At 64.7% G+C, this 20881-nt stretch carries 18 protein-coding genes and 2 tRNA genes; 8 read left to right on the top strand and 12 right to left on the bottom strand.

All coding sequences use genetic code 11. The annotated features are described in order from the left end of the window. Nucleotides 1-64: 64 nt before the first annotated feature. Nucleotides 65-826, top strand: a complete 762-nt coding sequence (locus tag ACODSR_RS11365; RefSeq protein ID WP_489076523.1) for a competence/damage-inducible protein A — start codon at nt 65-67, stop codon at nt 824-826. A 3-nt stretch (nt 827-829) separates the two neighbouring features. Here ACODSR_RS11365 and ACODSR_RS11360 read toward each other — a convergent pair whose 3' ends face one another. After that, nucleotides 830-1501, bottom strand: coding sequence for a spermidine synthase (locus ACODSR_RS11360; protein WP_489076521.1), 672 nt, complete (start codon nt 1499-1501; stop codon nt 830-832). Nucleotides 1502-1634: 133 nt separating this feature from the next. Between ACODSR_RS11360 and ACODSR_RS11355 the strand changes: the two genes are divergently transcribed. Beyond that, nucleotides 1635-2084, top strand: coding sequence for a hypothetical protein (locus ACODSR_RS11355; protein ID WP_489076519.1), 450 nt, complete (start codon nt 1635-1637; stop codon nt 2082-2084). Here ACODSR_RS11355 and ACODSR_RS11350 read toward each other — a convergent pair. From ACODSR_RS11350 to ACODSR_RS11305, 10 genes are all read right to left on the bottom strand, one after another. After that, nucleotides 2069-3859 (bottom strand): carboxypeptidase-like regulatory domain-containing protein, encoded by a 1791-nt coding sequence (locus ACODSR_RS11350; protein ID WP_489076517.1) that lies wholly within the window; start codon nt 3857-3859, stop codon nt 2069-2071. The two genes, ACODSR_RS11355 and ACODSR_RS11350, sit on opposite strands and share 16 nt — an antisense overlap. Next, nucleotides 3856-5979: a DUF4175 domain-containing protein gene (locus tag ACODSR_RS11345; RefSeq protein ID WP_489076515.1), complete on the bottom strand. Its 2124-nt coding sequence runs from the start codon at nt 5977-5979 to the stop codon at nt 3856-3858. The genes ACODSR_RS11350 and ACODSR_RS11345 overlap by 4 nt, the downstream gene beginning before the upstream one ends. Next, the gene (locus ACODSR_RS11340; protein WP_489076513.1) at nt 5976-7124 is read right to left on the bottom strand and encodes a BatA domain-containing protein; all 1149 of its coding nucleotides are present in this window, start codon (nt 7122-7124) and stop codon (nt 5976-5978) included. The genes ACODSR_RS11345 and ACODSR_RS11340 overlap by 4 nt, the downstream gene beginning before the upstream one ends. Next, nucleotides 7121-8014 carry a DUF58 domain-containing protein gene (locus ACODSR_RS11335; RefSeq protein ID WP_489076511.1) on the bottom strand — a complete coding sequence of 298 codons (894 nt, stop codon included), beginning with the start codon at nt 8012-8014 and terminating at the stop codon, nt 7121-7123. Before ACODSR_RS11335 ends, ACODSR_RS11340 begins: the two co-directional genes overlap by 4 nt. A gap of 8 nt (nt 8015-8022) precedes the next feature. Next, nucleotides 8023-9012 carry an AAA family ATPase gene (locus ACODSR_RS11330; protein WP_489076509.1) on the bottom strand — a complete coding sequence of 330 codons (990 nt, stop codon included), beginning with the start codon at nt 9010-9012 and terminating at the stop codon, nt 8023-8025. A gap of 62 nt (nt 9013-9074) precedes the next feature. Then, a complete protein-coding gene (locus ACODSR_RS11325; RefSeq protein ID WP_489076732.1) occupies nt 9075-9743 on the bottom strand; it encodes a DUF4159 domain-containing protein in 669 nt (222 codons plus the stop codon). A gap of 199 nt (nt 9744-9942) precedes the next feature. Beyond that, nucleotides 9943-11277, bottom strand: a complete 1335-nt coding sequence (locus tag ACODSR_RS11320) for a TldD/PmbA family protein (RefSeq protein WP_489076507.1) — start codon at nt 11275-11277, stop codon at nt 9943-9945. A 19-nt stretch (nt 11278-11296) separates the two neighbouring features. Beyond that, nucleotides 11297-12931, bottom strand: coding sequence for a TldD/PmbA family protein (locus ACODSR_RS11315; protein ID WP_489076505.1), 1635 nt, complete (start codon nt 12929-12931; stop codon nt 11297-11299). A gap of 285 nt (nt 12932-13216) precedes the next feature. Continuing rightward, nucleotides 13217-13293 (bottom strand) — tRNA-Pro (locus tag ACODSR_RS11310). Nucleotides 13294-13396: 103 nt separating this feature from the next. Then, nucleotides 13397-13687, bottom strand: coding sequence for a JAB domain-containing protein (locus ACODSR_RS11305; RefSeq protein ID WP_489076503.1), 291 nt, complete (start codon nt 13685-13687; stop codon nt 13397-13399). 175 nt (nt 13688-13862) lie between these two features. Between ACODSR_RS11305 and thyA the strand changes: the two genes are divergently transcribed. The 4 genes from thyA (at nt 13863) to ACODSR_RS11285 (ending at nt 18822) form a co-directional block, all read left to right on the top strand. Then, entirely contained in the window at nt 13863-14786 is a 924-nt protein-coding gene (gene thyA / locus ACODSR_RS11300) for a thymidylate synthase (RefSeq protein ID WP_489076730.1), read from the top strand. A gap of 120 nt (nt 14787-14906) precedes the next feature. Further along, nucleotides 14907-16202: a 3-methyl-2-oxobutanoate dehydrogenase (2-methylpropanoyl-transferring) subunit alpha gene (locus tag ACODSR_RS11295; protein WP_489076501.1), complete on the top strand. Its 1296-nt coding sequence runs from the start codon at nt 14907-14909 to the stop codon at nt 16200-16202. Nucleotides 16203-16415: 213 nt separating this feature from the next. Next, nucleotides 16416-17420, top strand: a complete 1005-nt coding sequence (locus ACODSR_RS11290; protein ID WP_489076728.1) for an alpha-ketoacid dehydrogenase subunit beta — start codon at nt 16416-16418, stop codon at nt 17418-17420. Nucleotides 17421-17520: 100 nt separating this feature from the next. Then, entirely contained in the window at nt 17521-18822 is a 1302-nt protein-coding gene (locus ACODSR_RS11285; protein WP_489076499.1) for a dihydrolipoamide acetyltransferase family protein, read from the top strand. Nucleotides 18823-18825: 3 nt separating this feature from the next. Here the strand turns inward: ACODSR_RS11285 and ACODSR_RS11280 are convergent, their stop codons facing one another. Next, a complete protein-coding gene (locus ACODSR_RS11280) occupies nt 18826-19299 on the bottom strand; it encodes a hypothetical protein (protein WP_489076497.1) in 474 nt (157 codons plus the stop codon). Between the two features lie 171 nt (nt 19300-19470). Between ACODSR_RS11280 and ACODSR_RS11275 the strand changes: the two genes are divergently transcribed. Next, a complete protein-coding gene (locus tag ACODSR_RS11275; protein ID WP_489076495.1) occupies nt 19471-20625 on the top strand; it encodes an AI-2E family transporter in 1155 nt (384 codons plus the stop codon). A 42-nt stretch (nt 20626-20667) separates the two neighbouring features. Next, nucleotides 20668-20744: transfer RNA gene (locus tag ACODSR_RS11270), tRNA-Asp, on the top strand. Nucleotides 20745-20881: the final 137 nt, after the last annotated feature.

Below are 20881 nucleotides of genomic sequence, written 5' to 3'. Positions count from 1 at the left end.
CAGATGCGCCATAATGCGAGAGGGGCGGCTAGGCAGGGCGGACAGGGCAGGCTATGGACGCGCCATGGCCGATCCCACCCGCATCTGGACCGCAGCGCTGATCGTGATCGGCGACGAAATCCTCTCTGGCCGCACCCAGGACAAGAATGTCAGCCAGATCGCGACCTGGCTCAATGTCCAGGGCATCCGCCTGCGCGAAGTGCGCGTCGTGGCGGATGACAGGGACGCGATCATCGAGTCGGTCAATATCCTGCGCGCGCGCAACGACTATCTCTTCACCACCGGTGGCATCGGCCCGACCCATGACGACATCACCGTCGATGCGATCGCGGCGGCACTGGGCGTCGCGGTGGAGGTGCATCCGCAGGCGCGGGCGATGTTGGCGGGCTATTATGAAACGCGCGGCGGCCTGACCGAGGCAAGGCTCCGCATGGCGCGCGTGCCTGCCGGGGCCAGCCTGATCGAAAACCGCATGTCGGGCGCGCCGGGCATCCGCCATGGCAATATCTTCATCATGGCGGGCGTGCCGCATATTACCGCCGGGATGCTCGACAGCCTGACGGGAACGCTGGAGGGCGGCCTGCCGGTTCTCTCCGCCACCATCGGCTGCTGGGTTGCGGAAAGCGAGATTGCCGACCTTCTGGGGGCCGCCGAACGCGCGCATGATGGCTGCCAGATCGGCAGCTACCCCTTTTTCCGCGAAGGCCGCACGGGCGCGAACTTTGTGGTGCGATCAACCGATGCAACTGCGCGCGACCAGTGCGTCGCGGCGCTCAGCACAGCGTTGGAACAGGGCGGCTGGCCGGTGGTGCCGGGCGGCATCTAGGGATCAGCGTTTCGCCGCGAACCAGATGACATGGCGTGGCCCCTTGCCATTGTCGCGTGCCTTCACCACCACTTCATCGACAGCAAAAGCGGCATTGCGCAGGCGGCGGGTAAAGGCATCGTCCGATCCTGCCGACCACACCGCCAATATGCCGCCGGGCGTCAGTGCGTCGCGCGCCACCGCCAAGCCCTGCGCGGAATAGAGCCGGTCATTGGCGGCCATGGTCAGCCCGTCGGGACCATTATCCACGTCCAGCAGGATCGCGTCATAACTCCCCCGTCCGTCGGCAATTGCGCTCGCCACGTCGCCCATGACCAGTTCGACGCGGGGATCGTCCAGGCAGCCTGCCGCGAGGTCCACCATAGGCCCGCGCGCCCATGCGATGATTTCCGGCACCAGTTCGACCAGCGTGATTCGCGCGTCGGCGGGCAAGATCGCCAGCGCCGCGCGCAGGGTGAAGCCCATGCCATAGCCCCCGATCAGCAGATGTGGCGCCTTGCGCCCCGCCAGCCGCTCGATCGTCATCACCGCCAGCGCCTTTTCCGACCCGCTCATCCGGCTGCTCATCAATTCGTTGCGATCCAGCACGATCATGAAATCGCCACCCCGGCGGTAGAGCTTCAATTCCTCCCCGCCCGGAATGGCGGCAGAGCCAAGATATTCGCGCGGGGTCATGCTGGCGTCTTTCCTTATGATGCGTCGCTGGCGCGCATGGCAGCTTGGCAAGCACGGCGCAAATGCTACAGGCATTTGCCAGATGCCGTCGCGCGATGGCCAGACATACGAACGGCAGGCAGTTCTTCTTTTCATGCGCTATTTTCTCGACACCGAATTTAACGGCTTTGGCGGCGCGCTGATCAGCGTCGCGTTGGTGCCGGAACATGGCGACCAGGAATTTTACGTGGCACTTCCTTTGCCCGATGATGTCGAGCCATGGGTGGCACAGCATGTCGTCCCCTATTTGCGCCATGTGCCACCGGGTATCTTTCTGGAACTCAACCGGGTGGATGCGGCCGATCATGTCGCTGCCTATCTGGAGGGCGATGACGATCCGCTGATCATCGCCGACTGGCCGGAGGATCTGGCCCATTTCTGCGCGCTGCTGGTCAAGGGACCGGCGCTGATGGCCGGGGTCGATTTCGGCCTGCGGCTGGAATTGATCAACGCGGCGGGCTTCAGTGCGGCGGCCAACAGCCGGGTGCCGCACAACGCCCTGCACGACGCGCGGGCGCTGCGGGATTTCTACCTCGCCGATTGAGGCACAGTAGCGCGGCCGATCCGCGCCCGCTCCAGCCACCACAGCAGCGCGCTCACCAGCAGCCAGCCCAAAGCGAACGGCCAGGACGATTCGGGGCTTGCCTGGCCGGTCGCCGCCCGGTTGTGCCGTGCTGGCGGGCGCAGCATGAGCATGGCGTCTCTATCGCGCGCAGCACGCATGACCGGCAGAGCATCGGCGGGCTGTACGTAGAAGGGCGTCGACTGGCTATCTCCGGGTTTGCGCAGCAGATGCCAACCCGCTTTGTCGGGCCAGAAAGCGGCGCAACCGACAACGGGCAGCAGGTTCGCCATCTGTCCCTCCGGGCGTTCGACCTGTGCCGCAGCGGAAAGACCGCACAGGATCATGCGGTCGCCCGCCCAGCCGGACGTGGTGATCGGCGTCATGCCGGGCGCAGGGCGGGCGACAGTCGCCAGCATCGCGCTCCACCAGTCGCCATAGAGCGTCCGATGGCCCGTCAGCGTCAGTCCATAGCTGTCGATCCCGGTGAACAGCGCAACCCGCCCGCTGCCGACCGACCGCCACGCCGCCAGCGTCGCGCCCCCCGCATCGCGCAGTAAGGGCACGGCATCGCCGCCATCGGGCGTCAGGCCAAGGCGGCTGATCTCCGGCAGCATCTCGTCGGGCAGGGTAATGTCGGCTGGCACATCGTCGCTGCCGATGCCCTGACGGGTGCGGGCGATGGCGGGGGCGAGGGGCTTGGGCAAAGCGAGCGGTACCACGCCATCCCTGCCAGCCAAGCCAAAGCCCAGCGCCCGCCACTGGCCGCGCGTCGCCGCGTCGATCGGTCCGCTGGCGCGCAGGATCAGGCCCAGCCCGTCACGCACCGCGCCCATTATCACGCCCCGCTTCGCCGCCCAGCTCCGGTCATCAATGATAGCGACGTCGAACCGGCGCAGCGTCGTGCCGTCGATCGCGATCGGGGCGTCGCCCAGCGCGATCCCGCCGCCCGCGCTCATCTGCGTGGTGACGGCAAAGCCCGCATCACTCGCCCAGCGGCGCAGATATTTGATCTCGGCATTGGGCGCGGCGGACAGGATCAACAAGCGGGGGGTGGGGCCGTCGGCCACCAGCACCGGCACGCGGGCCTGTTCGACGGTGCGTCGCCCATCACGCACGCGCAGGCTGAACAGCACGGCTCCGGCGGCGCGCGCCGTGCCGGTCAGCATGAAACGCCCATCGGCATCGGCCTGAACGCTGTCCGTCACCTGCCCGGCGGGGTCCAGCAACTCGACGGTGGCGCGGGGCAGGGCGCTTAGCTGGCCGCCGATGCTGAAACTGCTCCCCGGCGCAACGATCGCAGGGGGAGCGATATGGCTGATCCCCGGACGCTGCGACGGCGGATCGAAGCGGACCGCAACAGTCTTGGCTGCATCCATGTCGCGCGGCGGCAGGCCGTCGCCCAATATGATAATCTCGCTGGTGCCGGGATGCCGGCGCAGTGCAGTTGCAAGGTCCGGCACGCGCTCCCCAGCGCCAAGGTCCGGGGCTTCGGGCAGCAGGATGAGATGATCACCCATGGCGGCAAGACGCGGCGTTCCCTGTGTCGCGATTCGCAGCGCGTCGCTACCAGTCGTCACCGCTGGTGGGAACAGTGTCAGGAACAGCAGCACCGCACAGATTGGCTGGAGCAACAACAACGCGATCAGGCGCTTGAACGATGGCGCGGCAGCGGTGCGATACCACAGGACCAGCCGCGCGCTCGCCGGCAACACGGCCGCGCCCAACAGACCGGCGATGATCCATGTGGCGGTCATCGCGTACCGCCTTCCATCGCGCCCAGATAGCGCACACCGCCCGCATCAGCCGGACGGCGGCGGGTCAGATGCGCGGGTGGCCGCGCCATCGCGGTCCACAGCAAGGCGCGCAGCTTGCCGCGACACGGAGCGCAGGCAGGATCGCGACGTACCGCGTCGATCGCGCCCGACAGCGCCAGCGGATCGGGCAAATGCGCGGCCTGCCCCCGCGCCCAGCGATCAAGCGCATCCAAGGCGATTGGTCCCCGGATCGCGCCCGGCCCATCGCCCAACGCGCGCCAGGCTGCGGCGGCGGGACCATCGCGTCCCTCGACAGGCGCAATTGCCAGCACTCGGCTCGCCAGCCCTTCCCGCTTGCCGGTCATGCGGCGGCTGGCGTCGATCGGCGGCAATTCCGGCCCGACCCGCGACAGGAATATCCGCGTCGCCTGCTGCACCTCCTTGATGAAGCGCAGCGCGCGATAGGCGAAAGGGAGCGCTAGATCGGGATGCCCCTGTTTGAGTTGCAGTTCGGACTGCCACATTTCATCGACCGCCTGTTTCAGGATCGCGCGGGTTTCGGGATCAAGGCTGGAGGCGGGCGAATCGTCATGCGGGTGGCCGAAATCCGCCAGCACATCCTCCGGCGCGCCAAAGCCGGGTGCGCTCTGGCGCGGCGGCCCACCATGATCATGACCGTCATCGTCACTATGCTGTTCACCATCCGCGGTCGGCGCTTCTGGCGCGCCTTCCTCCTCGCCGCCCAGAAACTGGCTGTAGCGCCCGCGCAATATCTGCTGGTCGCCGCCGATGCTGGCGGAACGGGCGAGATAGCGATCGGGCACAAGGCGGCGCTTCTGCTTGATCAGCGTTTCAGCATCGATGATGATCTGGCGCTGGCTGCGAAAATAGGCGGGCAGGGTGGTGTTGACCATGCCCTGGAGGCCGCTGCTTTCGGGCTGTTTGGGCGATGGCCAGCGCAGGATCAGGCTGGGGCCGCGCACTTCGTTCGCGACGGGCTGGCGCGTGTCGCGCACGATCAGCTGAACCACCATGTCCCCGCCCGCGCCAAAGCCCAACGCGCTGAAGTCGAGCCGAGGACTGAAGCGCCGGTCGCGCGCCGGGCCGCTGCCGGAAATCGCGATCTCGCGTTCGCTGAAGGTCACATTCTCGCCCTCGCCAATTGCAAGCGTGATGCGCAGCCGGGCGGTAGCGGCGACGCCATAATCGTCCGTGGCGGCAAAGACAAGCGACCAGCTGCGCTGGCCTTGCGTCACCATCGACAGGCTGGCGGCGGGGCTGAGAGCTTTCACCTGTGGCGGACTATCGGCAATGGCGTCGATCCGGTGGAGCGGCGGTGTCGGGCCACGGCCGGAGGCGGGATCGACGCGATAGAGGAACGATGTATCAAGCGCCCGGCTGGCAATCCAGTTGGCGCCATCACGACGCAAGGCAAGCCGCGCGCCGCCGACCGGCTGGATCGCGGGGACAGTCGCTTGCGGATCAAAGCGCAACGTCCATTCGATGCGTGATCCCACCGGCGCGCGGGCGTCCAGCGACGCGGAATCGCGCGGCGGCAGTCCGGTATAAGCAGGCGGGATGATCCGCAGATTCTGGGCGACCAGACGCGGTATGCCTGGCGTTGCGGGGAGTGCTTCGGTGCTGGGCGCCAGGGTCGGCGGACCATGGCCAGGGCGAGGCCAGAACAGCAACAGTCCGATCATGATCAAGGCCGCGATCCACAGGATCAGGATCAGGCGGCGCGACGAGTCGGGACGCAGGCTTTGCGGACTGTCGCCGTCAATCCGGTCGGCCAGACGCGCCTGCTGGAGCTGTTCGAGTGGACCAAGTGTGGCCGGGTCAGCGAACAACAGGTCGGCGCTGTCCTCCAAATCCGGCCGGTTGGCATTCAGCGCGCGGACCAGCCAGCGCTGGTCGTAGCGCTGGGCGCGATGGCGCGCGAAGACCAGGGCTATGGCGACACTGATCACGACAATCACGACGGCTGCGACCATGCCGGACAAGCGCCAGCCGATTGCGGAGAATGCCAAAATCAGCGGGATGGTAAGCGCCATACCGTCGGCCATCACCCGGCGTTTTGCAGGGGCCGTCCAGCGCCTGACCAAATCCGCTGTGTTCATGGACTGATCCCCCGGTTGCGGCGGGTCGCCAGCCAGCGTTCGGCGATGAGCAGCGCGGCAATCAGCATGGCGAGCCAGGGGCGCATATCCTGCGGCGGCTGGTCATAAGCGCGCGCGCCGGTGAGCGGGGCATAATCAGCAGCAGCAACCCGCGCTGGCGCTGGCGGAGCGGGTGCCAGCACAGCGCGAAGCTGGGCTGGAAACTCCGCCTCCAGCAGGACTGGCATCATGGCCGGTGTCAGGGGGCGGGTGAAACGCAACAACCGCCCTCGACCCACCGGCATCGCCTCTACCAACGGCACGCCGAGCGGATCGCGCCAGAGCGAAGCGCGCGGCTGGTCCGCAGGGACCAGCATGTCCGAAGCGACCAGCGCTGTTCCGCCCCGCGCGATCCACTGGGTCAGACTGTCCGGCATCGTGCCGCCGCCCAGCCAGATGAGGGCGTGGCGCTGGTCCGGCAGTGGCGCATCGAGTGACCCGATGTCGATCGTCGCCGCGCGTCCAGCGGGTTGCCACGCCAGCGCAGCGGCGCGCAGATAGCGGATGCCGGCGCGATGCTGGTCATCGTGCCGGATTGACAGCAACGGCACGGCGACAGGTTGGCGGCGAGGCGCGGGCATGGCACCCGGCACGATGCGCCAATTTACCTTGCGCGAGAGGCGCAGGCGGTCGGCATCGGCGCCTTCGATCACTTGCGGCGTAACAATGGTCAGCGGAACCCCTGCCGGCATTTCAGCGTCGAGCTGGCGGATCAGGCTGGCAACCGGCAGCGCCCCGGTCGGCGATGGCTGGACGATCGCCGGAAAGCCCGGTGCCAGCCAGACGGTTCGGACATCGCCGATGGGCGCGCGCGCCGGATCGACACCGGGAACCACGCCTACGACCGGCGTGCGGTCGCCCGCCCCCAACAGCACCGGATGCGCCAGCCACAAGGCCACCAGCGCCAACAACATAAGGCGCAGCAACAGCAACACCCATTCGTCGAAGCGCAGTCGCGACCGTGGCCGGGGCTTTTGCCGCAGCCAGCGCAGGGCGGCGAAATCGGTCGGCACCTGTTCGCTGCGCCGGGCGATGTGGATGACCAGCGGGATGACGAGCGCCAGCAGCGCCGCCAGTGCGCCGGGCAGCAACAGGGCTGGCGTCATGAATATTCCGCCGCTTCATGCGCGCCGAAGAGGCGGCGCAGGGGCAGGTCGATCGGCTGGTCCAGCACATGGGTGGCGTAACGGATGCCCATGGCATCGAGCCTGTCGTGGAGCGCGTCCCGCGCCGCGCCGAAACGGGCCAGAAATTCGCTGCGCAACGCGGCCCCGTCTGCCAGCAACTCCTCGCCCGTTTCAGGGTCACGGAAGCGGTAGCCGCCATCGAATGGAAAATCGCGCTCGGACGCCGTCAGCATTTCGATCACCAATGTTTCGCGCCCCGCTGCGGCCAGCTTTTCCGCCAGTTCGACCGCGCCGGGATCGAAACAATCGCTGAGCAATATGACGAGATCGCGTGCGCCTATCCGCTCCCACAGCGGGCCAAGCTGGTCCTCCCGCACAAAGCCGCCTGCCGCGTCCACTGCCATGAGTTCCAGCAACAGCCGGTCCCGCTGGCGTACGCCGCTGGCAGGGGGCAGCAGCGCCAGTCCCTGGTCGCTCAGCGCCATCCAGCCAAAGCGATCGCCCTGCCGCATCGCCAGATCGGCGATGCAGGCAGCCAGCGCTTTTGCCGCGTCGAAGCGGCGATAGTCGGGGCGGGGAGCATCGGCCTGCGTCATGGACGCGCTGGCGTCCATCAATATCCACACCGCGACCGGGCTTTCCCGCTCGGCTTCCCGCACGAAAAATTTGTCCGATCGGGCGTAAAGCTTCCAGTCGATCTGGCGCAGTTCGTCGCCGCGCTCATAGGCGCGATATTGCGCGAATTCCAGGCCCGCGCCCCGGCTGTGGCTTTGGTGCAGCCCAATGCCATGCGACCCCACCGCCCGGCGCGTGACGAGGCGCAGGCTTTTCAGCCTGCTGCGCACGTCCGGGGGAATGAGATCGACCACGCGCAAGCTCAGTTGAGCGGCACGGCGCGGAGCAGGGCGGCCACGACATCGTCGGCGCTGCGTCCCTCCGCCTCCGCCGCGAAGGATAATAGCAGGCGATGGCGCATAACCGGCGCGGCCAGCGCGACAATATCCTCGCGCGTGGCGGCCAGCCGTCCGTGCAGCAGCGCGCGCGCCTTCGCGGCGAGAATGAGCGACTGGCCAGCCCGCGGCCCCGCACCCCATTTTACATATTTGCGGATCTCGTCGGGCGCACCGTCGCCGGGGCGGCTGGCGCGGACCATGCGGGTCACCCAGCGCAGCAGGTCATCGCTGAAATGCACCTGCCGCACCCATGCCTGTAGCGCCAGCACCTCTTCGCCATGCATCACGGCGGGGACGGCGTTGGCTTTCGCCCCGGTTGTCTGGGCGAGGATGTCCTGCTCTTCCTGCTCGGTCGGATAATCGACGCGGATGTGGAGCAGGAAGCGATCAAGCTGCGCTTCGGGCAGCGGATAGGTGCCGGCCTGCTCCAGCGGATTCTGCGTCGCCAGCACGAAGAAGGGCGCGGGCAGTTGATGCGTCACGCCGGCATAGCTCACCGTCTTTTCCTGCATCGCCTCCAGCAGCGCCGCCTGCGTCTTGGGCGGGGTGCGGTTGAGTTCGTCGGCCAGCAGCAGGTTGGTGAACACCGGTCCCTTCTGGAAACGGAAGCTGCGATGGCCGGTGCCATGGTCCTCCTCCAGCAATTCGGTGCCGAGAATGTCGCTGGGCATCAGGTCGGGCGTGAACTGGACGCGGCGAAACTCCAGCTTGAGCGCTTCGCCGAGCGACCGGACCAGCAAGGTCTTGCCGAGGCCCGGCACCCCCTCCAGCAGGCAATGGCCGCCCGCCAGCAGGCCGATCAGCAATTGTTCGACGACCTCGCTTTGCCCAACGATCGCCTGCCCGATCGCGGCGCGCAACTGCGTCAGGCTGGCAAGCTGGCCCTGAATATCGGCTTCGGTGATGCTGGTCATTTTATGTCCTGTCACATGGTCCGTCATCCCCGCGAAGGCGGGAATGACAAACAGCTGAATAATCACACCGACAGCGCATACATCACGATATTGACCCCGAATTTGGTATTATCCTCGGCCAGGAACCGTTTGTTGCGCCAGTCATAGTCCCATTCGCAGCCATAATCCTTGTTGCTGTACAGCACGCCCAGCCGCCCTTCGATCTCGATCCCTTTCAGATAGTCATGGACCAGATCATCGCCCCAGCCATTCAATTCCAGGCCGGTATTGGGCGGCCCGTCGAATTTGAAGAAGGACCGGTAGAGCGGGTGGGCGTTGGGCAGTTGCTTCAACGCCCTGGCCCCAAAAATCTTGCCCATTTGCGCCTCGAACGATCGGGCGAACAGGCCGTCAATATCATGGTTGCAATCATCGACCAGCACGAAGCCGCCATTGCGGACATAGCGCTCGAAATTGCGCCGCTCGGCGGTCGAAAACTCGACCAGCTTGTGCCCGGCCAGATAACAGAAGGGCGCGGTGAGCATTTTGGGGTCCGACAGGGCAATGACATGCTCCTTCGGATCGACCCGTAGCGTCGTATAGTCGATCAGCGACGTGATCAGGTTAGACGGCATCCGCTGGTCGACATCCCAGTCCCCGGATTCGTAGCGCAGCCGTGTGAACCAGAAATCATAGCCCCCGGCGGCGGCGAGCGGACGGGCCAGCATTGCGCTGGCCAGACCACCCGCCATCAAGCGCATAAAAGTCCTGCGTCTCAGGATTTGAGAATCATGCAACGAGAGTTGGCCCGCTAGGAAATCCTCCCCTTGCAGGGGAGGTGGCAGCACGAAGTGCTGACGGAGGGGTGTCGCCTTATCGATAGGACGACACCCCTCCGTCTGGCTGCGCCAGCCACCTCCCCCACAAGGGGGAGGATCACATTCGTTGATATCACACCGCGTCCGACAGTGATGTGAAGGTGAAGTCTCGCAGCTTCATCGGCGGCACGACCATCGGCGCGTCCGCTTCGTCGCCCTTCACCCGGACGGGCTTCCCCAGTTCCTCGACATTGTTGAGCATGATGACGGGGGATTCGTTGAAGCGGAAATTCTTGATCGGATATTTGATCTGGCCATTTTCGATATAGAAAGTGCCGTCGCGGGTCAGGCCGGTCAGCAGCACCGTCTGCGGATCGACCATGCGGATATACCATGTGCGTGACACCAATATGCCGCGCTCGGTCGTGCGCACCAGATCGGCGGTCGATTTGGTCCCGCCGGTCATGATCAGATTGCCCGGCTGGGCCATGGCGGGCTTGCCCTGCTTCTGCGACCAGTAACGCGAATATTCCATGTTCAGCAGCTTGCCATTCTCGACGATCGGCATCTTCTTGCGGGGCAGGCCTTCTTCGTCCCACGGATAGACGGCTGCGCCCGGATAGGCCGGGTCGGCAAAGAAATTGACCTGCGGCCCGAACACCTGTTCGCCCAGCTTGTTGCCGCCGCCCTTTTTCGACAGGAAGCTGCGGCCTTCGTCGGCCGATCGCGCGTCGAAATAGAAGAACATGAACTGGATGAGGCCAGCGGCCGCCGCCGGTTCCAGGATGACGGTATATTTGCCCGGTTCAAGCGCCTTGGCCTCCGCCGACGCGCTCGCCTTGCGCATGGCGACGCGAATATCCTCGCCTGCGTTGAAGGTCGCGACGTCCTGCACATTATGTCCGACCCAGCCGGACCCGCGCCCGTCCTCGGTACGGACGGTGCAGGTATAATCGGCGCTGGTGCCGGTCTGGTAGCCGTAATTGCCCTTGTTGTTCAGGAAGGCGACGAACCCGGCCTGATCCTCCAGATAGCCCGCCGCGATCAGCTTTTCCGCGCGGCAGGGTGCGATCGAATCGATCGCCACCTTGGCGCGATAGTCGGCGGTGATCCCGGCTGTGGCGGCGCTATATGTGGGGGTCGGCGTGTAGCTCTGTTTCTCGACGGCGGGCATGAATTCCGGGTTTTCCGGGGCCAGCTTGGCCAGTTCCTCTGCCCGGCGCACGACGCGTTCCAGCGCGGCGTCGTCAAACTGGTTGATGGTCGCGATACCGACCCGCTTGCCATAGGCCACCTGCACCGACAGTTCGATATTGTCGGTAATGCCTGCGGTGGACACGTCGTTGCGGGCGAAGCGCACATTGCCACGGATCGAACCGGTCAGCTGCGCGGTACATTCGTCCGCCTTCGAAAAGCCCACGACCTTGGTCAGGATCGCCTTGGCTTGTGCTTCGGAAAGGATGCTCATATTTTCTCTCCCTGACCGATCAACCGAGCGAACGGGCGGTGTTGATGACGTTGATGCCGTTGAAGCGCGCGGTGCTTGACCCGTGCGACACGGCGGAAACCTGCGCAGGCTGACCCTTGCCGTCGAAGAAGGAGCCGCCCAGGCGATAGTCGCTGGCGTCGCACACCCCGGCGCAGGCATTCCAGAATTCCGGGGTGCGGATCTGGTAGGCGACATCCTCGATCTGCTGGGTGATCTTGCCGTTCTTGATCTCGTAGAAAAGCTGCCCGCCAAATTGCGCGTTGTAGCGCTGCTGGTCGATCGAGAAGCTGCCGTCGCCGATGATGTAAATGCCATCCTCGACATTGGAAATCATGTCGGCCACGCTCTGCTTGGCCTTGCCGGGTTCAAGGCTGACGTTCGCCATGCGCTGGAACTGGACGTTGGACCAGCTGTCGGCATAGCAGCAGCCGTCGCTCTCGCTTTTTCCCTCGATATGCGCCTGATCGCGGATTGCCTGATAGCCGACCAGCTTGCCGTTGCGGATCAAATCCCACTTCTTGGTCTTGACGCCTTCATCGTCGAAAGCGACCGCACCCAGGCTGCCGGGCTGGGTTTTGTCCGCGACGATATTCACCGTGTCGCTGCCATATTGGAAATTGGCCTTCAGCTTGTCCATCGTGGCAAAGCTGGTGCCGGCATAATTGGCTTCATAGCCCAGCACCCGGTCGAGTTCGAGCGGATGGCCGACCGATTCGTGGATGGTCAGCCAGGTGTGCGAGGGGTCCAGCACCAGATCATATTTGCCCGGTTTGACCGAAGGCGCCTTGATCTTGGCGCGCGCCTGTTTGGCGGCGGCGATCGCATCCTCCTTCATGTCATAGCTGTTGCCATAGACGGTGACGCCGTTGGGCAGCACGGTCTTGCCCGATGCTGCGCCATCCAGATATTCAAAGCCCAGGCCCATCGGCGCGGACAGGCCTTCGCGCACGCGGAACTTGCCGGTCGCCTTGTCGACGGCGGTGACCTCCATCGGTGCCCAGATGCGGTGGACGTCCTGGTCGATATAGCTGCCATCGGTGCTGGCAAAATATTTCTGCTCGTTGACCAGGAACAGGATCGAGCGGATGAAGTCCGCGCCTGCATCCATGGCGGCGGCGTTGACGCCCATCAACAGGTCGACCTTGTCCTTGATCGGCACGGTCATGCTGTTCTTGACGATCGGCGTGCGCCAGCTGACTTCGCCAGCGCCCTTGACCGGGGCGAGCTGCACCGGGGCGGACTGGGTCGGGGCGTTGGCCTTGGCAATGGCGACGGCCTGGGTCGCGGCCTTGGCGACAGCCTCCCTGGTCATCTCGTTCGTCGCGGCAAAGCCCCAGGCTCCGCCAGCAATCACGCGGATGCCGACGCCGGTCGATTCGGTGTTGACGATATTTTCCACATTGCGCTCGCGGGTGATGACGAACTGGCGCAGGTAGCGACCGACGCGCACGTCGCAATAGGTTGCGCCTGCGCTCTTGGCCGCGTTCATCGCTGCGTCGGCCAGCGCCTTCTTGACGGCTACGTCGATGGCGCTGCTCAATTCTTCGGCGGCGATGACCTTGCCGAACATTGACGGCAGGATCAGGCCGCCCACGCCCATGGTGCCAAAGGCCAGAAAATCTCTTCTGTGCAAGGTTCGTCTCCACCTGCAAATGCCCGCACTTAGCGGGTCGGATTGTGCTTGGGATGCGGCCGGTTGGCCGTACCGATGGGCTGGATCATCGCGGCAGGGCGGGGCCGGGTCAAACATCTTTTACGACTGCGCAACTTGGGGCCGCCCGCTTTCGACATATGACATCTGTCGAAAGTCGCTGGCCAGCGCGGAACAGGCCGGACGTTGCGTGGACACAACAAAATCCGGCGCGGATGGCCGTTCCCCGTGAAGGGGTGGATCAGTTCATGATGCTGTGAAGAAAGTTGGTCGGGGAAAGAGGATTCGAACCTCCGGCCCCTGCCTCCCGAAGACAGTGCTCTACCAGGCTGAGCTATTCCCCGACCGATGCCGAAGCCGCCATGAAGCGACCCCGTAAGGCAGGCCGCAGCCTATAGAGGCGGCATTTCAGGCTGGCAAGCGGGCAGAGCGGCTTTTTTTGCGGCTCTATAACAGCCCGGCAGCGCGGAAGCTGAACCGGCTTTCCCCGGCCTCTATCATATGGTCGGCCAGCCGCATGTCGAGCGGGCGCAGCCGCCGCGTGAGGGCGCGGGTCAGGGCGATGTCGGCAGGGCGGGGCAGGGCGGGGATGTCGCCGGGTCGCTGCTGGTGGATGGCCAGCCATCGCCCCTCCAGCGCCAGCAACTGTCCGATGACGGTACGCCAGTCGTGCGCCAATGGCACGCGGTTGCACGGACGCCAGGTGCGATCGAGGATGAGCAGGTCCAGTCCGGCCATGGCAGAAATGTGACCCAGCCCGGTTCCGCCTCGCCAGCGCAAGCCGCGCCATTATGGTGAAAGACACCCGCAATCTGGTCCAGAACGAAGGGGAGATTGGCGGGCGGGACTGGCTGGGCTACAGCGGAGGCAATCCAAAGCCTTTAGTTCAGGATCCCCGCCCTTGCGCGACACCATGCCCCATTATGAGCAGCAATATCTCGATCTGATGCGCCACATCTGGCGGCATGGTGACGAGCGGATCGACCGCACCGGGGTCGGCACAAGGTCGATCCTGGGCGCGACGATGCGATTTTCGCTGGCCGACGACGCTGTTCCGTTGCTGACCACAAAGCGCGTCTATTGGAAGGTCGCGGCGCGGGAGATGCTGTGGTTCCTGTCGGGCGACACCAATATCCGCGAACTGGTGCGACAGGGTGTGCATATCTGGACCGACTGGCCGCTCGACGCCTATCGCCGCGCAACCGGCGAGGCGATCGACCGGGATGCGTTCGAGGCGCGAATCATCGATGATGAAGCGTTCGCGCGGCAATGGGGTGATCTGGGCCCGGTCTATGGCGCGCAATGGGTCAACTGGCCGCGTTATGAAGCAGCGGGCGATGGTCTCTATCGGCGGGCAGCGCAGGGGCATAACCAGATTGCCGATCTGGTCGCGGCGATCCGGGCAACGCCGGGGTCGCGGCGGTTGCTGTTCACCGGATGGAATGTCGCGGAAGTCGCCAATATGGCGCTGCCGCCGTGCCATATGACCTATCAGTTTCAGGTGTCGAACGGGAAATTGAACGGACTGTTGTTCCAGCGCAGTTGCGACCTGGGGCTGGGGTTCGCCTTCAACATATTCGGCCTGTCGATGATCACCCGGATGCTGGCGCAGCAATGCGATCTGCAGCCGGGCGAAGTTGTCTGGCAGGGCGGCGATGTGCATCTCTATCTGAACCACGCCGCGCTGGTGGAGGCGCAGATGGAGAGAATTCCCTGTGGCGCGCCCAGACTGCGGATCAATCGGCGGCCTTCGGACATTTTCAGCTACGCCATCGAGGATTTCGAGGTGATCGACTACGCGCCGCAAGCCCATATTTCCGCGCCGGTCGCTGTCTAAGGCGACAGTGAGCCGGACATAGTGAAAAGGAAAAATGGGTAAGGAAGGCTTGCCTTTCGCGGCGACGTAATATAATGTTAGCAGCAAGCAACATTATTGCGATGCAGCATAGGAGGCAGGATGACCGATCCGCATGTTTCGGCAGGATTGCAGGGCGAGTCGGGACGCAATCTGCCCCCGCTGCGCCTGCACGTCCCTGAGCCGCCCGCCCGCCCCGGCGAGAGCGCGGACTTCACCCATTTCGATATTCCCGCTGCCGACGCAGCGCCTCGCCCGGACGAGACGGCGCAGCCTGCGACCATGCGCGACATGGCCTATGGGCTAGTGCGGGTGCTCGACGAGAATGGCGCGGCGGTGGGGCAATGGAACCCCAATCTGCCACCTGAAACGCTGCTGCGGATGCTGCGCGCTATGGCTCTGACCCGTGCGTTTGACGCGCGGATGTTCCGGGCGCAGCGGCAGGGCAAGACCAGCTTCTACATGAAGTCGACCGGCGAGGAAGCGGTGTCGATCGGCGCGGCGCTGGCACTGCATCGCGACGATATGTGCTTTCCCAGCTATCGCCAGCAGGGCATCCTGATCGCCCGCGACTGGCCGATCATCGACATGATGAACCAGATCTATTCCAACAAGGGCGACCGGCTGAAGGGCCGCCAGCTGCCGATCATGTATTCGGCGCGGGCGGCGGGCTTTTTCTCCATCTCCGGCAATCTGACGACACAATATCCCCAGGCGGTTGGCTGGGCGATGGCCAGCGCCGCGCGCGGCGACACGCGGATCGCGGCAACCTGGTGCGGTGAGGGATCGACGGCGGAGGGGGACTTCCACAGCGCCTGCACCTTCGCCAGCGTCTATCGCGCCCCGGTCATCATGAATATTGTCAATAATCAATGGGCGATCAGCAGCTTTTCAGGCTTTGCCGGGGCCGAAGCGACGACCTTTGCCGCGCGCGCCGTAGGCTATGGCATTGCGGGCCTCCGGGTCGATGGCAATGACGTGCTTGCGGTCTATGCCGCGACCCGCTGGGCCGCGGACCGGGCGCGCGCCAATGCCGGGCCGACGCTGATCGAACATTTCACCTATCGCGTCGAAGGGCATAGTACGTCGGACGATCCGACTGCCTATCGCTCTGCCGAGGAAAGCAGCCTGTGGCCGCTGGGCGACCCGATCGCGCGGTTGAAGCAGCATTGCATCGCCCTTGGCATCTGGGACCAGGAACGCCACGCCGCGATGGACAAGGAACTGGCCGAGATGGTCCGCGATGCCGCGCGTGAGGCGGAGAAGAACGGTATCCTTGGCCACGGCCTGCACCATCCGATGGAGAGCCTGTTCGAGGATGTGTTCGAGGACATGCCCTGGCACCTGAAGGAACAGCAGCAACAGATGCTGGACGAATGGAAGGCGGCAGGGCTGTGAGGGCGCGCAACTTCCTCCTCTCCCCGGCGGGGAGAGGATACCGTAGCTTGGCGGCTTGTCGCCTAGCGAAGGTTGGAGAGGGGGCTGCGTGGTCCCGTCGTTCAACCGCCGCTCACCCTCTCCCAGCTTCGACTGGGCGGCAAAGCCGCCAAGTCTGCGCAACCCTCTCCCTCAAGGGAGAGGGAAGGAACGCTCATGACTGACATTCAACACATGAACATGATCCAGGCGATCAACAGCGCCATGGACGTGATGATGGAGCGCGACCCCACCGTCGTGGTGATGGGCGAGGATGTCGGCTTTTTCGGCGGGGTGTTCCGCGCCACCGCCGGGCTGCAACAGAAATATGGCAAGAACCGCGTGTTCGACACGCCGATCACCGAATGCGGGATCATCGGCGTAGCCGTCGGCATGGGCGCCTATGGGTTGCGCCCGGTGCCGGAAATTCAGTTTGCCGACTATATCTATCCCGCGCTCGATCAGCTCGTGTCCGAAGCCGCGCGGTTGCGCTATCGGTCGGCGGGCGAATTTATCGCGCCGATGACGGTGCGGTCGCCCTTTGGCGGCGGCATCTTCGGTGGTCAGACGCATAGCCAAAGCCCAGAAGGCATCTTCACCCATTGTTCGGGGATCAAGACGGTGATCCCGTCCACCCCCTATGATGCCAAGGGGCTGCTGATCGCGGCGATCGAGGATAATGATCCGACGATCTTCTTTGAACCCAAGCGCATCTATAACGGTCCCTTCGACGGCGAATATGACACGCCGGCGACCAGCTGGGCCGGGCATAAGGATGCGCAGGTGCCATCCGGCTATTATCGCATCCCGCTTGGCAAGGCGCGGATTGCGCGGGCGGGCGGGGCGCTGACCATCCTCTGCTATGGCACGATGGTCCATGTCGTGGAACATACGGTCGCAATGCTGGGTCTGGACGCGGAGATTGCCGATCTGCGCAGCCTCGTGCCGCTCGACATAGAGACGATCGAGGCGTCGGTCAAAAAGACCGGGCGCTGCCTGATCGTGCATGAAGCGACGCGCACCAGCGGCTTTGGCGCGGAACTGCTGGCGCAGGTGCAGGAACGCTGCTTCCATCATCTCGAAGCGCCGATCGAACGGGTAACCGGGTTCGACACGCCCTATCCGCACAGCCTGGAATGGGCCTATTTCCCCGGTCCCGTCCGCATCCGCGAAGCCATCAACAAGATCATGAAGGATTGAGCCTTCCTCCCCCTTCCGTTCGTTTCGAGCGAAGTCGAGAAACGGAAGCGCAGTTTCAAGTCATGTGTCTCGACTTCGCTCGACACGAACGGAGCTATTTATGGCCATCTTCACTTTCAAGCTGCCGGATATCGGCGAAGGCATTGCGCAGGCCGAAATCGTCGGCTGGCACGTCAAGGTTGGCGACCGGGTCGAAGAGGACCAGCCGATTGCCGACATGATGACCGACAAGGCCACAGTCGAGATGGAAAGCCCGGTTGCAGGCATAGTCGTGCGGCTGGCGGGCGAAGAAGGCGATCAGGTTTCGATCGGCGCGATGCTGGTCGAGATTGAGGTGGAGGGCGAGGCTGTCGTCGCGCCGATGCCGCCGGTCGAAGTGATTGAGGCTGAGGTGCCGGGTGCGGTTGAGGTAGCGGAAGCTGAAAAGCCCCTCCCCTTCAGGGGAGGGGTTGGGGTGGGGCCTATCGACGATAGCGCGCCGCTGGCCGAACAGCCCCACCCCCCGACCCCCTCCCCTGAAGGAGAGGGGGAGAAGCCCAGCTCCCCCATCCTGGCCTCCCCGGCCGTCCGCGCCCGCGCGAAGGACTTGGGCATAGACCTCGCGCAGGTGAAGTCCGCGGGCGACCATATCCGCCATGCCGATCTCGACGCCTATCTGCTCTACGGACAGGGGCAGGGCTATCGCGCGGCGGGGGCGTCCGCGCGTCGTCCCGACGAGCAGGTCAAGGTCATCGGGATGCGCCGCCGCATCGCGGAGAATATGGCCGCGTCCAAGCGGCACATTCCCCATTTCACCTATGTCGAGGAAATCGACGTCACCGCGCTGGAAGTGCTGCGTGAACAGCTCAATGCCAGCCGGGGCGACAAGCCAAAGCTGACCATGTTGCCGCTGCTGATCGTTGCGATCTGCAAGACTTTGCCCGATTTTCCGATGCTCAACGCCCGCTATGATGATGAGGCGGGCGTGGTGACCCGCCATGGGTCGGTGCATCTGGGGTTGGCGACGCAGACCGATGCGGGCCTGATGGTGCCGGTGATCCGCGACGCGCAGGACCGCAATGTGTGGCAGCTGGCGAGTGAAATCCGCCGCCTGGCCGACGCCGCGCGTTCGGGCAAGGCGAAGTCGGAGGAACTGTCCGGCTCCACCCTGACGCTGACGTCGCTGGGTCCATTGGGCGGCATCGCCACCACCCCGGTCATCAACCGGCCCGAAGTCGCGATCATCGGTCCAAACCGGGTGATCGAGCGGCCCATGTTCCGGGGCAAGGAGATCGTCGCGGCCAAGCTGATGAACCTGTCGATCAGTTGCGACCATCGCGTGGTCGATGGCTGGGACGCGGCCAGCTATGTTCAGGCGATCCGCAAATTGCTGGAAAATCCGGCTTTGCTGTTCGTCGGTTAAAAATCAGCGCATCGTCGCGCGATAGCTGAGCCTTCCCGCGTGACCGGGCGGTACAGCGTCGGGCAGCGGCCAGCGGACATGGGTGATGTCGGCGGCTACGGCGCGGCGCGTGCCGCCAAGGGGCGTGGGCAGCCATAGCTGCTCCATCCGGCCCCAATGCGCGCCGCCATCGACCGACACCTGCATGATGGGATCGGTCGGGTCTATCTGCGCGCCACGCGGCAGCGGGCGCACCACGGCCTGATCGCGCAGCGGCGCGCTGCCGTCATTGCGCCAATGGACGATGACGATCAGTTGGTCGCCGGGCACGACCCGGTCGGCACTGGCCAATATCCGGCGGGATCGACCGTTGACATCGGTCGTCACCCGCTCGACGAACATCTGCGTGTCGAGCCGGACGCCCGGTTGCGCCCATGCCGCCTGCGACGCCGCAAGGCCCGTCAGCGCGATCATCCATGACAATGTGGCGGCCTTCATGCCCATTCCCGTTCTGCGTTCCCCTGTTCGTCCCTAGAACGGCTCGGCCAATATTTGGTTAAGTCGCTGTTTTCCTGCGCCCGGTCATGGTCCGGCCCCGCTTTGCAAATTGACGCCCGGTGGCAGCGGGCGCACATCGGACTGGTCTTTCGACCGGAGAATCAATCCACCGTGAAACTGCCCGAACAGCAGGAAATCAACCGCAGGCGCGACCGGTTGCTCGCATCGATCGCGCTGACGGCAGGCATTGGCCTGATGCTGGCGCTGCCCTTTGCATTGCGTGCGGGGGCCGAGTTTTTCCTGCCGTTGACCGCCGCGCTGGTGATTGCGATCGCGCTGGTGCCACTGCTCGAATGGATGGAGCGGCACCGGCTGCCGTCGGGGCTGGCCGCGTTGCTGGCGGTGATCGGCTTTCTGGTCGTAGCCAATACCGCGCTGGTGCTGATCATCGTGCCGGCCACCGACTGGTTCCGCATCCTGCCCCAGCGACTGCCGCAGATTCAGGCGAACCTCGCGCCGCTCATCGACTTTTATTCCAACCTCCAGCGCTTCGTCGACGAAACGGTGCAGATGCTGGCGACCGGGCCGGTTGCGGCGGCGCAGACCGCCACGGTCGATACGCCGCGATCGCTGCTCCAGTTTGCGGCGATGTCCGCCCCGGCGGCGATCATCCAGATGGTGTTCGGGCTGCTCATCATCTACTTCTTCCTCGCGGGCTGGACCGGTCTGCGGCGACGCACGATCAACAGTCGCGACAGTTTCGACGGTGCGCTGGCGGTGGCGCGGGTGATCCAGAATGTGGTCGACGCGACATCGGCCTATGTCATCACCATTGCCGTCATCAACCTGTGCCTGGGTCTGGCGGTTGCGCTGGCATTGTGGCTGATCGGGATGCCGTCGCCGCTGATGTGGGGCGGGATCGTCGCGCTGCTGAACTTCATTCCCTATTTCGGGCCGATGCTGGCGGCGGTGCTGCTGGCGCTGGGCGGATTGATGGTGTTCGACGATGTGTGGGTGGCGCTGATGCCCGCGGCACTCCAGGTCGGCTTTCATCTGGTCGAGGCCAATGTGATCACGCCCACGGTGCTGGGGCGGCGGCTGACGATGAACCCGTTGCTGATTCTCGTGTCGCTGACCTTCTGGGGCTGGGTGTGGGGGACGCCGGGCGCGCTGCTGGGTGTGCCGCTGCTGATCATCATCCAGACCGTCGTTTCAGCCGCCGGCACGCCCGACATCGCCGGTTTCCTGTTCGAGCAGGGGACGCTGACGGTCGCGCCACGCAAAGAAAGTGACGAGAATGCGAAAACAGCCGATGCGGACGGTTGACAGTCCCGGCGGACGCACATAGACGGCGCTTCCACACCGAACGCGGGTGTAGCTCAGTTGGTTAGAGTGCCGGCCTGTCACGCCGGAGGTCGCGGGTTCGAGCCCCGTCACTCGCGCCACTTTCCTTGACCGGAAGGTGGGAATTTTGGTGGATCAGGCAGCATCGTCTGGGGACTAAAATCCCGAAAAGATGTCACCCTGCGCGGGTGTAGCTCAGTTGGTTAGAGTGCCGGCCTGTCACGCCGGAGGTCGCGGG

It is taken from the genome of Sphingobium sp. FG125, assembly GCF_057809795.1.
This window is presented reverse-complemented; position numbering and strand designations above follow the sequence as displayed.

Bases quoted from the DNA above. Each gene is read 5' to 3' on its own strand.
- ACODSR_RS11285 (WP_489076499.1), top strand. From the start codon at position 17,521: ATGGCCATCTTCACTTTCAAGCTGCCGGATATCGGCGAAGGCATTGCG.
- thyA (WP_489076730.1), top strand. From the start codon at position 13,863: ATGCCCCATTATGAGCAGCAATATCTCGATCTGATGCGCCACATCTGG.
- ACODSR_RS11330 (WP_489076509.1), bottom strand. From the start codon at position 9,012: ATGACCAGCATCACCGAAGCCGATATTCAGGGCCAGCTTGCCAGCCTG.
- ACODSR_RS11280 (WP_489076497.1), bottom strand. From the start codon at position 19,299: ATGAAGGCCGCCACATTGTCATGGATGATCGCGCTGACGGGCCTTGCG.
- ACODSR_RS11350 (WP_489076517.1), bottom strand. From the start codon at position 3,859: ATGACCGCCACATGGATCATCGCCGGTCTGTTGGGCGCGGCCGTGTTG.
- ACODSR_RS11345 (WP_489076515.1), bottom strand. From the start codon at position 5,979: ATGAACACAGCGGATTTGGTCAGGCGCTGGACGGCCCCTGCAAAACGC.
- ACODSR_RS11305 (WP_489076503.1), bottom strand. From the start codon at position 13,687: ATGGCCGGACTGGACCTGCTCATCCTCGATCGCACCTGGCGTCCGTGC.
- ACODSR_RS11340 (WP_489076513.1), bottom strand. From the start codon at position 7,124: ATGACGCCAGCCCTGTTGCTGCCCGGCGCACTGGCGGCGCTGCTGGCG.
- ACODSR_RS11325 (WP_489076732.1), bottom strand. From the start codon at position 9,743: ATGGCGGGTGGTCTGGCCAGCGCAATGCTGGCCCGTCCGCTCGCCGCC.
- ACODSR_RS11365 (WP_489076523.1), top strand. From the start codon at position 65: ATGGCCGATCCCACCCGCATCTGGACCGCAGCGCTGATCGTGATCGGC.
- ACODSR_RS11360 (WP_489076521.1), bottom strand. From the start codon at position 1,501: ATGACCCCGCGCGAATATCTTGGCTCTGCCGCCATTCCGGGCGGGGAG.
- ACODSR_RS11320 (WP_489076507.1), bottom strand. From the start codon at position 11,277: ATGAGCATCCTTTCCGAAGCACAAGCCAAGGCGATCCTGACCAAGGTC.
- ACODSR_RS11295 (WP_489076501.1), top strand. From the start codon at position 14,907: ATGACCGATCCGCATGTTTCGGCAGGATTGCAGGGCGAGTCGGGACGC.
- ACODSR_RS11355 (WP_489076519.1), top strand. From the start codon at position 1,635: ATGCGCTATTTTCTCGACACCGAATTTAACGGCTTTGGCGGCGCGCTG.
- ACODSR_RS11290 (WP_489076728.1), top strand. From the start codon at position 16,416: ATGAACATGATCCAGGCGATCAACAGCGCCATGGACGTGATGATGGAG.